Origin of the sequence: Fuerstiella marisgermanici (assembly GCF_001983935.1) — a bacterium.
Classification (GTDB): Bacteria; Planctomycetota; Planctomycetia; order Planctomycetales; family Planctomycetaceae; genus Fuerstiella; species Fuerstiella marisgermanici.
This window is the reverse complement of the sequence record NZ_CP017641.1, coordinates 1,052,263-1,067,462: the sequence shown is the minus strand read 5'-3', so window position 1 is coordinate 1,067,462 and position 15,200 is coordinate 1,052,263. Positions and strand designations below refer to the sequence as shown.

General features: G+C 56.0%; 11 protein-coding genes. 5 read left to right on the top strand and 6 right to left on the bottom strand.

Annotated elements, in window-relative coordinates; genetic code table 11:
- The first annotated feature begins 170 nt into the window (after window positions 1-170).
- Window positions 171-1,160 carry a DNA/RNA non-specific endonuclease gene (locus tag Fuma_RS03885; protein WP_077022986.1) on the top strand — a complete coding sequence of 330 codons (990 nt, stop codon included), beginning with the start codon at window positions 171-173 and terminating at the stop codon, window positions 1,158-1,160.
- 1 nt (window position 1,161) lies between these two features.
- Here Fuma_RS03885 and Fuma_RS03880 read toward each other — a convergent pair whose 3' ends face one another.
- Window positions 1,162-1,911: a CPBP family glutamic-type intramembrane protease gene (locus Fuma_RS03880; RefSeq protein ID WP_077022985.1), complete on the bottom strand. Its 750-nt coding sequence runs from the start codon at window positions 1,909-1,911 to the stop codon at window positions 1,162-1,164.
- A gap of 373 nt (window positions 1,912-2,284) precedes the next feature.
- On the opposite strand from Fuma_RS03880, the gene epsC reads away from it, so the two are divergent.
- From epsC to serA, 3 genes are all read left to right on the top strand, one after another.
- A complete protein-coding gene (gene epsC, locus Fuma_RS03875) occupies window positions 2,285-3,205 on the top strand; it encodes a serine O-acetyltransferase EpsC (RefSeq protein ID WP_077022984.1) in 921 nt (306 codons plus the stop codon).
- A gap of 311 nt (window positions 3,206-3,516) precedes the next feature.
- The gene (locus Fuma_RS03870) at window positions 3,517-4,800 is read left to right on the top strand and encodes a tetratricopeptide repeat protein (protein ID WP_145943957.1); all 1,284 of its coding nucleotides are present in this window, start codon (window positions 3,517-3,519) and stop codon (window positions 4,798-4,800) included.
- A gap of 191 nt (window positions 4,801-4,991) precedes the next feature.
- On the top strand, window positions 4,992-6,626 hold the full coding sequence (serA, locus tag Fuma_RS03865) for a phosphoglycerate dehydrogenase (RefSeq protein WP_077022982.1): 1,635 nt from the start codon (window positions 4,992-4,994) through the stop codon (window positions 6,624-6,626).
- Between the two features lie 94 nt (window positions 6,627-6,720).
- Here serA and Fuma_RS03860 read toward each other — a convergent pair whose 3' ends face one another.
- Window positions 6,721-7,500, bottom strand: coding sequence for a gamma-glutamyl-gamma-aminobutyrate hydrolase family protein (locus Fuma_RS03860; RefSeq protein WP_077022981.1), 780 nt, complete (start codon window positions 7,498-7,500; stop codon window positions 6,721-6,723).
- Window positions 7,501-7,973: 473 nt separating this feature from the next.
- On the opposite strand from Fuma_RS03860, the gene Fuma_RS03855 reads away from it, so the two are divergent.
- The gene (locus tag Fuma_RS03855; protein WP_077022980.1) at window positions 7,974-9,236 is read left to right on the top strand and encodes an outer membrane protein assembly factor BamB family protein; all 1,263 of its coding nucleotides are present in this window, start codon (window positions 7,974-7,976) and stop codon (window positions 9,234-9,236) included.
- Between the two features lie 236 nt (window positions 9,237-9,472).
- On the opposite strand, the gene Fuma_RS03850 is transcribed toward Fuma_RS03855, so the two are convergent.
- The 4 genes from Fuma_RS03850 to Fuma_RS03830 form a co-directional block, all read right to left on the bottom strand.
- Complete coding sequence (locus tag Fuma_RS03850) at window positions 9,473-10,966, bottom strand: SH3 domain-containing protein (protein WP_145943956.1); 1,494 nt, start codon at window positions 10,964-10,966, stop codon at window positions 9,473-9,475.
- A 384-nt stretch (window positions 10,967-11,350) separates the two neighbouring features.
- Window positions 11,351-12,688 (bottom strand): polysaccharide biosynthesis/export family protein, encoded by a 1,338-nt coding sequence (locus Fuma_RS03840; RefSeq protein WP_158520844.1) that lies wholly within the window; start codon window positions 12,686-12,688, stop codon window positions 11,351-11,353.
- Between the two features lie 123 nt (window positions 12,689-12,811).
- A complete protein-coding gene (locus Fuma_RS03835; protein WP_077022977.1) occupies window positions 12,812-13,405 on the bottom strand; it encodes a hypothetical protein in 594 nt (197 codons plus the stop codon).
- A 105-nt stretch (window positions 13,406-13,510) separates the two neighbouring features.
- Window positions 13,511-14,857 carry a HEAT repeat domain-containing protein gene (locus tag Fuma_RS03830; RefSeq protein ID WP_077022976.1) on the bottom strand — a complete coding sequence of 449 codons (1,347 nt, stop codon included), beginning with the start codon at window positions 14,855-14,857 and terminating at the stop codon, window positions 13,511-13,513.
- Window positions 14,858-15,200: the final 343 nt, after the last annotated feature.

The window sequence follows — 15,200 nt, the reverse complement described above, 5'->3', positions numbered from 1 at the left end:
CGGGCATTCCCTCGCACTAATCGGCGACAATTTGGCGAATCGCAATTTTTCCGAGCAACCCTCGTTCGTCGACTCGGATAACTTTAGTGAGACTACGCTGCAATAGATTTTGTGAAACTGCGCCGCGTCACTCGCCCTATCCCTGCACGCCCCTTTCGCGAGAGTCATTGATGGCCAAATTTCCTGTCACCGGTCCACGAACTGCGGATGCTGCTCTGACAGCCGCAGACGCCGCGAAGCTGCGTAAAGTGTCGATGGACCTGGCTCAGATTGCTCTCGACATCGCTGGAATCGCCGACCCCACTCCGATTTGTGACGGAGCCAACGCCATCATCAGCGTGGCTCGTGGCGATTGGTTGGGCGCCGGCTTGAGTCTGGTTTCGATCGTCCCTTACGTCGGCGACCTTGCCAAAGCGGGCAAGTTTCCCAAGTACCTGAAGTCGGTCGAGACAGCCATCCAGTTGGCTCAGCAATCTCCGGCGGCTGCCAAAATTTTGACGCCGGTGATCGTACGCGTGAAGCAGGCTCTGGATCTGCTGCCGGATGCCGGCGGTCAGGCCTTGTCGACGCTGCGAAAACGCGTGGATGATTTCCTGGGACAATCACGTACGGCCAAGGCTGTGCGAGCCGCGCTGCCGGATATCAGCAAGCAATTCAGCTTCCGCAAATTTGAAAGCAACGGGTATCTATATCACGAAGCGAAAGGCCGACTTGGCGTGCCAGGCAAAGTGAAAACTCACCGCTCGGGTTCGGCTCAGTCTGCTCTGTCCAAAGGCATGGGCGACGACGCCGGTCATTTGATCGGCAACCGCTTTGGTGCTCCGGGCGGGGCCGAAAATCTGGGGCTGCAAAACTGGCGAGCCAACCGCTACGGGACCTACAAGAACCTAGAAAACCACTGGGCCACTCAGCTAAAGAACGGCGGCGGTGTGGAAGTACAGATTCGAGACGTTTTCAAGAAGGGCGAAAGCCGTCCGTTTGCGAGGAAGGTGGAATGGACGGAAATCAGCCCGTCCGGCGTTGCCACGAAGAAAGACCTGACGTTCATGAACGCTCACACGGACCGTAGTCGAGCCATGCAGGACATCGCTCCGTCGGTCCTCACGCCGCAGTCGAACAACGTGATAAACGTCGACTTCGTGACTGGTCAGAGGCTGTGATCTAAGCGACCAGAAACACGCCGACCAATAAGTCGTACGCCGCATGACAGCCAACGGTGATTCCGAAGCCGCGTAAGAAGAAGATCGCAGCAAAGAAGGTTCCAGCGGCCGCTCGGAATGAAAACGTGAACAGGTTGAAGGCGTCGGCTGACGGCCCCACATGGTGAGCCAGGGCGAAGATAAATGCCGTCGACAGCGCCGCCATGACGGCCGCCCACTTCTTCGGAAATTCAAACATCCGAAACACCAAAAACGCCAGCGGCACTAACAGCAGCCGAAACATTACCTCTTCGTAGACGCCCGCGCCAACGTACGAAACGGCTCGCGTGAGGTTACCGGTCGCCAGCGTCAGCAATTGTTCGTCCGGAACGCCTGGTTGCAGACTCAAAAACAGCAACTGATGCACCTGGCCAACGGCGACCAGCGTGACCGCCAGAAGAACGCTTTCTGCCAGCATGCCCAGTTGAGTTTCCAGCCGCACATGCCACGGGTGCTTCGTGACAAGATGCCACACCAGCAGCACACCGATCACCAGCAGCGGTAGCAGCAAAAGCTGGCTTAGTCCGGCGGATGACAACAGAGAACGCATCCAGTAGTCGGCACCGTTGCGGATTTCGTCCGGGTTGTGCCGGGCGAGCATCAGAATTCCGGCTTCGTAGACGGCGATCCACGGCAGAAGAAACATCAGGCACGACAGCGGCTTTCGCGCGTCGGACCAGTAATCGTTGGTGGTGACGATTTGGTTGTTCATGAACCACGGCAGTGAAAACGAAAAAGGGATTCTGATTCGTTATCGGCACCCGCGACGGACCTCGTGCACCAACAGATTTTGAACCGGCACAATCTGCCGGAGAGCTGCAGTTGGTGTGCTGTTCGCGCACGCATCGCTGCGTCAACGATTGCGCAATCTGCACGCGACTTTGCCGGTCGTTCGACGTGCGCCATCCAACGGGAGAGATTGTGAACGGGACGTTCCGCGACCGGTACGCACTTTCATGCAGGGCTGAACACCATGCCGATGAGTCAGCAGAACGCATATAATTCGTCCGTCAGGAAGTACCGGACGAAGAGGCGTATTCGTTTCAAATATTCGTTTCATGGTTCAGAAAACAGGGCGGGTACTCATGACTTTTCGTTCTCCCGAGCATGTTCAACTGGAGGAGATTGCCGGACGTTTGGTGGAAAGTCTGGGCGAATGTGACGAGAACGCTTTGCCGTCAGTCGACGGTGTGATTTCCTTTGCCTGCGATGTGCGTGAAGTGCTGTTTCCGGGCTACGGAAAAACTCGGCGGCTGCCAGCGGCCGAACAGCAGGCAATCGAAACGGCCGCACTGCTGAACCGAATTGAATCGCGTCTCCGCATCGAAACCGGCCGATCCATCCTTCACGCTCGGCAAACCATGTTGAAGCTGCATTCAGACACTGCCGAGCCACCGGCCGTGCATGGCGACGCCAGGTCGCTCGCCCGACAATTTCTGACTTCCCTGCCGGAACTCCAGGCAGCTCTGAAAGCCGACATCCAGGCAGCATTTGACGGAGACCCCGCCGCACGAAGCAGCGATGAGATTGTGCTTAGCTATCCCGGCATTGAAGCGGTGCTAATCTACCGTGTAGCACACAAACTTCACCAGCTTGGCATTCCGTACCTACCTCGAATTCTCACCGAATGGGCTCACGGCGTCACCGGCATCGACATTCATCCCGGAGCAACCATCGGCCCTCGCTTTTTTATCGATCACGGCACGGGTGTGGTGATTGGGGAAACGTGCGAAATCGGTGCCGGAGTGACTCTGTATCAGGGAGTCACGTTGGGGGCATGGTCGTTTCCGCGTGATGAAGACGGCAACTTAATCCGCGGCGAAAAGCGACATCCGACGCTGGAAGACAATGTTTCCGTGTATTCGAACGCCACAATTCTGGGCGGCACCACGGTGATCGGTGCAGGCAGCCTGGTCGGGGCGAACGTAGTGCTGAGCCGCAGCGTGATGCCCAACACCATCGTGACTATCGAAAAACCGTCGCTACGGTTTCGAGAAGCGGGTTAGAGCAATTTACGTTTTGTCGTGAACGGTTCTGGCTTGTGGGAACCGGCCCACCCAGGACAAAAACCGATTTCCGCTGCCACAAGTCACCGTGAGACGCTGTAGCCGAGCCAATTCTGCAAAATTCGACCGAACCGAGGATTTTGCCAATGCTTTCGCCACGCGGCACGTAGCATGCAGCACGCGAGGGTCCCTGCGCACTGTGCCAATCATTTGCGGATTTATTTCCGCGAGAACGAAGGCTTCCAGCGGCGTTGTGGCAGACTCGGATTCCTGTTTTGTCGGCCTTATTACGCTTCTGAACTCACACGCCCATGAATCAATCTTCACCTAAACCCATGGTTCGCGGCGGAATTCCGTGGTGGCTGTGGGGCATGATCATTTTCGGCACAGCGATTGTCGCGTTGGCGACCGTTGTCGCTTTGTGGCCACAGGATTCAGAAGCTCTTTACCAGACCGCTATCGACAGCTTTGACGAGGGCGATTCGGAGACCTTCAAGGCTTCGCTGGCCTCATTGCGAAACGACGCCGACTACGCCGACCACGTAATTTTTCTCGAAGGGTTGGACGCTGCCAAAGAGGGCAAAGATCTTCGCGCACTGGAGTTGTTCGAATCAGTCAAAGACAACGACGCTTTAAAGCCACTGGTTCTGCAGAACATCGGCCGATCCTTCACGGCAACTGGTCAGTACAAGAAAGCAATCGAAGCATTTGATGCGTCCATCGCGCTGGATTCGGAGAATGCCGACGAAACTCGAATCATGGTGGCTCAGTTGTACTACGGCATCGGTGGCCTGAAACACGCTGAAAGCCTGCTGAACACCGTCATCGAATCGGCGACAGACAAGCCGACAATGGCGTATAGCCTGCGAGCCAAAATCAGGGCTGAAATGTTCAGCTACGCCGACGCAGTGGAAGACTATGCACTGCTGCTGGAAACTCCTGGCGACCGAGCGGCTGCCAGTCCAGCTCTGATTGCAGACTACGTACGCGCCCTGCTAAAAGTGGGCGACGAAGCCAGAATTCAGGAAGCGGCCACAGAAATGGCGGCTGACCTGATGGATCAGCAGCTACAGTGGCAGCTTAATATGGCTGCCGGCAATCGTGAACAGGTGCTGGACGCAATCGCAGCGACGAAGGGTTCCCCGAATTCGCCCGGCCCCACGGACAAAATTGAAGCTCAGGCCGCGTTGGAAGTCGGACGCTACGAAGCGGCGGCGAAAATGATTCGAACAGCCATCGGCAACCGGCCTCGCGACATCGACACCTTCGAATTGGCCGCAAAGATTTTTGAAGCGGCCGGAATGGCTGACGAGCAGAAAAATGCCGAGCAGAACATCGAAAAACTGCGCCAGCTTCAGCAGGACTATCTGGCCACGCTGACAGAAATTGGTGACGACATCAAGTCTGCCGATCTACGGCTGAAGTTGGCCGAAATCCTGGTCGAACTGGCTCAATTTCAGGAAGCCAACCGGTGGTACTCTGTGGCGGCGATGATTGATCCGGAGCGTCGCGAAGAAGCGACGGCGGCCCTCGAGGAACTCAGGCAACTCAGAAGCCTGCCCCCGGTGCTCGTTCCCTTTGAAGAAGAAAAATAGGGGCTCTGCCACAGCCGTGCCGGCCTTGCATTCGCGATGTTGCGAATACCTGCCCCCGACTGTTGGGCGTCTTGTGTTTGCGGTGTGGGTGCCATAAAACACTGGCTTCGATGGCCTTCTGACGCGATTTCGCCAAACGTAGGAGGCTTGCAGTCACGGCGAAACCCGATCAACCCAAAGGTGAATCTAAGGTGTATCGAGTATTGATCACGGACGGCCTGCACGCCGCCGGAATGAAGGTGCTAAACGACGCGGACAATGTCGAACCCGTCGTCAAACCAGACCTGACGCCCGAACAGCTTAAGGCCGAACTGCAGAATGTTGAAGGCATCATCATTCGAAGCAAGACCACGCTGACCGCCGATTTACTGGAAGGCCAGAAGCGTTTGAAGGTCATTGTGCGAGCCGGCGTGGGGACCGATAACATCGATTCCGAAGCCGCCACCAAGGCTGGCATTCTGGTGATGAACACGCCGACCGGCAACACGACCAGCACGGCCGAACATGCGTTCGCAATGATGCTGGCGTTGTCCCGCAACATCGCTCCTGCATGTGCCACAATGAAAGCCGGCCGCTGGGACAAAAAGCTGTTTCAGGGAAGCCAGCTCGCTGGTAAAACGCTGGCCGTCATCGGACTGGGACGTATCGGCGTAACAGTGGCAAAACGAGCCAAAGCATTCGAAATGCGAGTGCTGGGTTATGACCCGTTTTACTCTGCTGAAAAAGCGGCAGAACACGGCATCGAATACTTCGACAACGTCGACGACATTGTAAAGGAATGCGACTACCTGACGGTTCACACGCCGCTGGTAGATGCCACTCGCGGAATCATCAACGCCAAACGTCTGGCGACGATGAAGAAAGGAGCTCGGCTGATCAACTGTGCTCGCGGCGGAATTATCGACGAAGGCGATCTGGCGGACGCGATCGAATCCGGCCACATCGGCGGCGCCGCGATGGACGTTTTTGTTGAAGAACCACCAACGGATCGCCGACTGGTCGACCTGCCTCAGGTACTGGCCACGCCTCATCTGGGCGCGTCAACAGAAGAAGCTCAGGAAATGGTGGCGGTGGAAGCCGCAGAGATCATTACTGACTACCTGCTGAACAACGAAATCCGCTACGCCATCAACATGGCTCCGGTTTCCGGCGCGGAAATGGAAGACCTGAAGCACTACCTGGCACTCAGCTACCGGCTGGGACTGCTGTCGGCTCAAATGATTCACGGCCAATCACTCAAAGGTGCCGAAATCGATTACCGAGGTGAGGCGGCCGATCGGAAGACTCGCCTGATGACGTCTGCCTTCGCAGCTGGCCTGCTGGAAGGTGCGTTGGACGATGGTGTAAACATCATCAACGCCACATCGATCGCTCGATCACGCGGCATTGATTTAACTGAAGTGTCCAGCGGCAGTTCTGAGAACTTCGCATCGATGATTTCCATTTCGCTAAACACAGACAGCGGAACATTCGAAGCCGCTGGAACCATTTTCGGCCATCAGTTTCTGCGGCTGGTGAAACTGGACAAGTACTGTTTTGAGGCCTTCCTGGACGGCGTGTTGCTGGTCTATCGGCATCGCGATGTGCCCGGCCTGATTGGCTACATCGGCACGATTCTGGGCAAGCACAATGTGAACATCGCCAACATGGCACTGGGCCGTCAGACAAACCAGCCGGGTGGCGATTCTGTGGCCGTGCTGAATCTGGATAGTGAGCCATCGGCCGAAGCATTGGCCGAAGTACTGGAGCATGCGGAAGTCTCGGGCGTTGATATCGTGCGTTTGCCTCCCGCCGGGGCCAGCCTGCCATGGGTTGGCGGTAACTAACAGAACAAGAGTTCAACCACAAAAAAAAGAAGCCCGGCTTTGCAACAAAGCCGGGCTTCTTTACGTACCTGCTATCGCCTCACAGGGCACAACACTATGCAGCAGCTCGTCGCATCACAGAAGACATTGGAATCACGTCGACGTTTTGCTCACGGCCAGCGGCAGAGATGAACGATTCAAACACTTGAATGTCCAGCGCTGAAGCGGTGTTACTTTCCGGATGCCACTGCACTCCAAGGCAGTACCAGTCATCAGAAATTGATTCGTAGGCTTCCACGATGCCGTCTGGGCAGGTGGCACTCACGCGGAATTGGCGAGCCAACTCACTGACCGCCATGTGATGGTGGCTGTTCACTCGCACTTCGCCCGGTCCGAAAATGTCGTCCAGGTGAGTTCCTGGCACGATTTCAAGAACGTGCCGCAGGTTCTTTTCGACTTCATCGCGATGATGCAAAGCTCGCGGACAGTCCTCCGGAATGTCTGTAAACAGAGTTCCGCCGCAGAGTAGGTTGACCAGTTGCATGCCGGATCCGATCGCCAGGATCGGCATTTTCATTTCGATGGCCATCTTTGCGATGCGGCGATCGAAGTCTTCGCGGCGTCGAGGCATCACTTTGTTAGCGGGACTTGGATGCTGTCCCATGCGAACCGGGTCAAGGTCCAGATTGCAGCCGCCCAGCACCAATCCGCCCAGCGGCTCCAGAGCCTGTCGCAGGTCGTCGTCGTTGTCGTACGGTGGCAGCATCACAGGAATGCCGCCGGCACCAGTTACGCTGTCGTAGTACCCCGCGTTAAACCAGCTTAAAGCCTGGCCGTTGTAACGCTCCGGACGAAAATCACCAGTAATGCCGACAATTGGTTTCGTGTTACTCATCGCTGAATCCCTCCCTGGACGGTTGATGCCTGACTCACGAAATGCGGTCACGACAAAAAGATGGTTTGAGTCCGAAACTCAAAACACACTCACAAATCCCGTGAGCGTTCATGCAGGGAGAAGAGCAGTCAGCAGAAGTTGATTGCCGGGTCCTTCCAGCAAGAGAGCCAATCGGCTCGTCTTGATTTCTTCTCAAGCCACGTTGCGTTGAAGAATCCCATTCGTCGCTGCAACGGGAGGAAAGTTAGTCAAGATCAATTCGACTGTAAAGCGGTTCGACGATTTTGTAGCAAATCAGTTACCCCTACACCATATGCAGTGCTGCGCGACACCATAGGCTACTGATCTCACGTTTTATTTTTGGCGAAATGACCGTCCTCAGGCGCGCAGACAGTCGCAAATTCGGCCGTTAGAATTCTTCACGCCGACCAACAACAGCGTTCCGCTCCCCAACCCACGCCGAAAGATCCACCATGCTGCGTTTCCTGCCAGTGAAGTCCGTTCTAATCGTGTCCGCATTCTGCAGCGGCGCTCTTGCCACAGATTGGACAGAGTTTCGTGGCCCTAACGGACAGGGGCACGCGGACTTCCAGGACCTGCCGGTCACATGGAGCGAAACAGAAAACGTGGCCTGGAAGGTCCCTGTTTCCGGCATCGGTTGGTCGTCTCCCGTTGTCAGTGCTGGCCGAATTTTCTTAACGACAGCGGTAGAGGATAGCAGTGAGCATTCGTTGAGAGTCATCAGTCTCGACGCCGCAAGCGGCAAGGAGCAGTGGAACGTGGAAGTGTTTCGACAGGCCGGCGATGTCAAAATGCACAGCAAGAATAGCCACGCCAGCCCTACGGCAATCGTTGAAGGCGACCGCCTGTTCGTTCACTTTGGACCTCATGGCACCGCCTGCCTTACCATCGACGGCGACATCGAATGGAAGAACGACAAACTTACCTACGCACCCGTCCACGGTAACGGAGGATCGCCCGCAATCTCTGGCAACGTCATGATCATTTGCTGCGACGGTAGCGACAATCGTTTCGTTGTCGGCCTGGACAAGAATACGGGGAAGGAAGTATGGCGAACCGAGCGCGAACTGGATCCTTCCCGTGGCTTCAGCTTTTCTACCCCCACAATCATCAATGCGGAAGGTCGATCGATGGCGATCTGCCCCGGCAGCGGCGGCGTTTGGGCGTACGATCCGGAATCCGGCAAACAGCTTTGGCGCGTCGCTTATGGCGAAGGATATTCGGTTGTCCCTCGCCCCGTGTTCGGTCACGGTTTGGTCTATGTGTGCAGTGGTTTCGGTGACGGCCAGTTGATCGCTATCGATCCCACCGGCAGCGGCGACGTCACGGAATCTCACGTTAAGTGGAAGACAAAAAAAGGAGTTCCGAAGTCGCCTTCCGTGCTGCTGGTCGGCGACGAGATCTACATGGTCGACGATAAGGGAATCGCGACCTGCCTGGACGCAGTGTCCGGTAAACAGCATTGGCAGGAACGTCTTGGTGGCGGTTTTTCCGCGTCACCCACCTACGCCGATGGTCGCATCTACTTCCAAAACGAAACAGGCGAAACAACCGTGGTGCGGCCGGGCACGAAGTACGAAGAAATCGCAAAGAACAAAATCGGCGACGGAAAGCTAAGAACCTTCGCGTCGTTCGCCTTTGTCGACAACGCCATCCTGCTCCGCAACGAAACCCACTTGTACCGCCTTCAAAAGACAGAAGCTGCCGGACAATAGTAGGCTTCCGCTGACGGACGCGGTCTAACAGTAGGTGTGTTAGGCCGACGACGGTCTAGTTATGAAATTGCCGACGTTGGTGCCGCTGGCCGCTCGAAAACACGATGCACGTTCGGTTTCGCGACGGGACGGCTACAGCGAATCCAGCTGACTTGGGGCCGCGGAACGAGCGTTTCGAACGATGAAGCCTGTTTCCCGCAAGTCCGAACCGTCCACAACAAAAATGGCAAACTGCTTTAGTGCTTTAGGCGAATGGATTCGAGCCCGCTGACTTCGATGCGGTCGTGTTTTACTTCGCTGTCGAAATAGCGCTTCCCTTGGAGCCCAACGGACTGGCCCACATGCTGTTCCAGATCAACGTTGCCGTCCGGTTGCAAGTGTGCCAACACTTTGCCAGTCGGCGTGGCCAGAATGTAGCCTTCGCCGCTGCTGGAATCTCGCTGCACAATTCCCGCGCCAATGTAGCGACTGGATGGGGAGATCTGCGAGTTACTTCCCGGGATGATCAACGCCGAATTCGAAACCGGGGACATCGCCGACGTTGAGGCTGAAATATCTCCAGCAGCAAATGGCATGTTGGCTTCCGGAATTGGGATCGCGTTTCCGAAGCCACCTGTAAATTCTGTGGAGGCCGTTGACTGCGAAGACGAAAATGTGCCTTCAAAGGCATCGAACGATGAACCGTCAGTTGGGATGCCATCGCCCGTCATGCCGTCAATGACTAATCCGTTGTTCATCATGCTGTCGGCGACCATGCCGTTGTGCATCGTGCCCGGTGCCTGAAACGTTTGCGTGGACGTCGGTGAGCTAAACTGAGCGGCCAGTAGTTCGGCATCGCGTCGTTCTGTAGCTGACGTCAGGTCGTGAAGTTCGTCCAGTTGAGCCTTGCGTAGTCGATACCGATCAATGGCGGGAAAACGCAGGTCAATCTGTCCGGCGACAGGCTTATGAGTGGCCTTGTTTTGAAGGTCGCGATAGTCAGATTCGATCGATTGCAAATCCCACTGACTGGGCGGCGACAAAACCATGGTGCGAAACTTCTGGTCCAGTTCATGCAGTTCTCGCTGTTCTCCGCGAATTCGCTGCAGGCGAGCCAGGCGATGGCTGGGTGAATAGCGAGACACCGGTTCAGAAGGCTGCTGAGCGACTGCTGCGGTACGCTGATCTCGCTGACGTTCTGCGATGTCGGATGGCACTGCATACGGGTTGCGGTCGTGGGCGGCTTTCTGCTGTTCCCCGACCGGTACAACCGACGAGCCGGGAATCCAGCGGAATTCACGTTCCGGCGGTTTGATCTTGAACATCGCCTTCGGCCCCTGATCCGTGTCCACGATGCGTTCGCCAAGGATCGAGACCTGCTCACCAGCCAGCATTTTTCGCTGCCACACGTGGATCTCATCGCCGAATTTACTGCCCACCATAGCGATAGCGTCAGATGACACGACATCGCCCTTGTCGGCCGAAGTCTGTCGAACGGCTGCCTGCAGAATCCAACTGAAGCTGCCTGCCGGCGGCTCAATTTTGTACCAGCCACCAGCATCGTGTCGAAGCACGGTGACTACGGTGCCACGGGGCAGGGAATCTGTCGGGTAGAACTTTTCACCGTTACCGCTGCGCACATACGCTTCGTCCACGACGACTTTGGCTTCGTATGGAAACTTCTGTACCTGAGCGAACGTCACAGACGAAAGGCAAGCAGCAAAACAGAAGAGTTGGGCGATAATTTTCATTCTGAAACCTGCTACAAAAAGGAACGGCGTCACGTCGACACAAAGCTGTGCGGAAACGGATGCCTGTCGAACAAGTGTAGCTTTATCAGGATGCGGAGCGATGTGGGAGATCGTTCAGCGGCCAACCGGCAGAGAAATCGTCGCCGCGTTTCCACACGACCGGCCTCACCGGCAAGGTTTGCCGTTCAGCGGTCGTCCCTGCCAATTTCGTGCGAGTTGGCAGGCCGTTTTAGGCATTTGGGCTCAATATTCACTGTTGCTGCGGCAGCTTGTTCGGCGGCAACTAAGCTTGCAGTTCGCTCGCGACCGCCAAGACACATCTGCCAACGAAAAAAGGCTCGTGGAATTCCACGAGCCTTCTTCGAGTGCGGTTCGAACTTAAAACTAGCGACGAAGGCCGTTTCCAATCAGGTACGACGGCAGCAGTTGAAGGAAGACATTCGCCACTTCTTCAGACAATTTGTACCTAAGCATGACCACGTCGTTCGGCTGAATCAGAATGCGTTCTGATGGATTCTGCAGGGCTCGGTTCAGGTCGATTTTGATGGAAATCTGATTTCCACAGGGCAGTTCGCGGATAACGATCACTTGAGATGGCTGGCAATTACTGCCGCTGGCGGTGCCTCCGCCGAATCCTCCACGTGCTCCTGCACCAATTGCACTGATTCCCGTTCCGCCGTTACCCAGTGGGCCGCCGGCCATTGCGATGGCTCCCAGAACGTCGAGGTCCTTGTCGCGTGGCAGCAGATGTTCGCCACCACCAAGCAGGCCGGCGGTGAAGAAGGTTTCGCTGTCACGGCTGCGAATGATGATGATGTCGCCGTCGCTTAGAAGGATGTCGTTCTGTTCGAACTGTGGCGGTTCCGTAGGGTGATATCGCAGTGGAATGCGAGTCACGTTGGGAGGATCGGGCATCGGACGTTCATCGCAGAAGCAGTTGTCTTCGCAGTTGTGGCAGTTTTCAATGCACGCACTGTTCAGAATTCGATCGTAGTCCATGCCGTCTTTGAACATACCGCGATAGATCAGAACCTGATTCTCCGCATCCAGTCCGGGCATACCGCCGGTTTCGCTAAGAGCGTGAAGCACGTCGTTCTCGTAAGCAGGCAGGTCGACAACATGACCGGTTCCTCGCTTGGTGACGTCGGCCACAGCACCGGATTCTTCACGAATCACGAGTACTCGGACAGTTCGGCGACGAATCATGGTCAGATCAACCTGACTGTCGGGCGGCAGAATCGGAGCCGGTCCGCCGATGTACGCCTGACGCACTTTTTCGGTGGCTTCGATCAGCGACAAACCTTCAACGTTGACTGGCTTGATGATCGGCAGCGACAAAGTGCCATCTTCGCGGACAGGTGTCGGATAACCGACGGCTGGCGGAAGGCTGGAGTTCTCCGGATAATGAACTGGCGGAAGTTTGTCTTCGTCGCCCAAGACGCCTTTAACGAAGACGCCCAGTACATCGCCAGGACCTAACGCATAGAACTCAGGAGGATCCTGCCGCAGCCGCAGCATGGAAATGTCCTGAAAGTCGTCCTTCTCATAGTTGGTCAGCAGTTGCTTGGGCACTCGCGACACCGGCACGCCGGTAATCGTTGAGCAGCCTGTCAGAAAGCTGCCCATACCCAGCAATGCCAGCATCGGCACCACAAGGTGAGTTCTGCGAGTCACGCCCGATTGGTGACGACCGGGCTGAGTTGTTGTGGTGCTATTCGTCATTGAGGCGTCCTCCATCTTCTGTGTCTTGAAGATGAAACTTAAGAAGGCAAACGTGCGATGTTTTGTGATGAGAGAACCGGCTACAGCCGTTGACTCACGGGTTCCGTTGTTCGAAAAAGTGGCTTACTCGTACGGACGAGCGGGCGGCTGAATCGACATTGGATCAATTCCGGGATCGGCTTCCGTGCCGATCGGCGGGTTCACCAGAGGGATGTTTCCGTGGTCTGGAATCGGTGTCCCAATTCCCACTGCTCCGCTTCCGATTTGATCACCGTAGAACATTTCGGAAGTCGGTTTCGTGCGAGCCATTTCCATATTAGCGCGGGCCGTCGGTGAGATTGGGAGCTCACCCAGCGAACCGTAGCCATCCTGCTTGGCGGCGAGTGCTCCGTGTGAGAAGCCATCGAACCATGCATGAATCTTGCACTGGCCTTCCGGTGTCTGGAAACCGGGCTTCCAGTAACATTGCGGAGGCAGCGTTGGCTGACAGCCGGAACCGCCTTCCAGTACGTTTTTGTAGCCCGCCTTAAATCCCCGAGCGAAATGCCAGGGATGTTCCAGATCACCGTAGCACCAGGACCAGTGTCCCCATGCTTTCTGAGCCAAAATCTTGTTTCGGCAACCCATTTCGATATCAATGACACCGTCGCACAACGACGTGCAGCCACTGATACCAATGATTGCTGTGACCAGTAAAAGTAATGCCTGGCGTTTCATCTTCCGTGACTCCATTCGCGACTCTGCGGCCGCTAGTGCAAGGCAAACCCGTCAAATCCAGTTGAACAAGAACGGGATGTGTTCGTGTGTTATGAGGGCTGTTTGTTATTCCACAATCGGCAGAAGTTTTCTCGTGCCGACCGGCTCCATCGTTGACGAATCCTGAGTCAGATCCTGCGATCCCAGGCCCGCCGGAATGCGACTCAAAGCGTGCTCGATCGATTCCCGCGTCAGTGGGTTGCCAGTTGCGTTCAAGGCGGCTCGCAGGTCGTTACGACAGTCTGCCGCTTCCACCCCGAAGTCGCCCAGCGTGCTCGCAGCCATCGCCACTGTTGCCGGATCATTGTCCGATAGCAGGTCACACAAACCGATTACGCAGTTGGTTGACCACTGCGAACCGGCCAGATGACGCAGGCTACCCGCTGCTTGAGAACGAATCTCCGCGTCGGAAGACTGAGCCATCGACAACAGCTGTCCGACTCCGTTTTCCGTGAGGGTCCCTCGCAGAACAAGGCTTTCCAATGCCGTGACAGCGACCAGTGCTGAGTCGCCCGAACAGGCGTATTCAAGTGCGTCGTCGACCACTGAACTATCAATAGAGCATTCCGCCAAAGCCGATGCGGCCAGTGCCTGAACGCCTTCGTCTTCTCCCTGAGTTAACGCTTCAATCAACTCACCTTCAAATTCGCCTGGCATATTCAGCCATTCCATGATGGCTTCCAGGCGAACCGCACCGCTGGTGGATTTCCATGCTGAACCAGAAGCAGCGTCGTCCGCAAAGCCAACGGTTGTTATCATCGGTGCATGGTGCCGCTGATCAGCAGGAGCGAAGCCGAGTTCCTGTGCGGGTGGGTTGTAGTCCGCGACGTCAACCAGCCCAGCAAGTTCGAAGTCGGTGGCCACGATTTCCACGCGACCACTGTCTTCGCGATAGGCTTCGTCTTTAATCTCAATCGGGGTAAGCGATGAGATGACTGAGTCGTTGTTCAGCGCGGTTTGAATGTCTACCGAACGCTGATTGGCAGCGACATTCACAGGCGGTACTTGAACTCGCGGGGCAACCGATTGACGCTGCGCGACCTGCTGAGTCCTTGCAGACTGTGCCTGTCGAGTGCCGATCGAATCGGCCATGGCCAGCGCCTGCTGAGTTTGCTGTTCTGTCCCGTTAAACGTTCGATCGGCTCGCCGCGATGCAATATATTGCAAGCGGTCCTGAGCAACCGAGTTACCAGGATCGACCTTCAAGGCCCGACGGTACATAGCCGTCGCCTGAGTGTAGCGTCCCTGATTTTCGAAGACGCGACCGATAGCCGCCAATCGCTGAGGCGAAGTTGGATCGGCTCCACTTCCAGCCGGTGAACTGACCAGTGCATTGACGGCGGCACAGCCGACGCCTAATACAGAAAAGCCAAGTCCCAGCAGGAAAGCGTGCGCGAAACGTTTCCAATGCATGTTCCAATCCCCCCTGAGCAGCCATTAGCTGCCAACAGTTACAATTTCAAACACCATCATGGTGTTCGAGTCTGATATCTTGTGTTGCCGCAATCCGCATTGGATACGTACAACTTCGCAGTAGCGTGCGACCCCCGTCGGCGACATAGTCGTCTTGCTCGGTTCTTCGCCATGCCCGGTTAAACGGAAGCACTGGCAAATTCGAACCGACAGCTATGTCCGTTCTTATGATCGGTTTCGTCAGGACCGGACTACGCATTGAATTTGGCAAAAACCGAATTGCCGGACAAAACCGACCTTGACATGCAAAAACTTGCCGGGCTGAGGCGTATCGGTTCAAGTC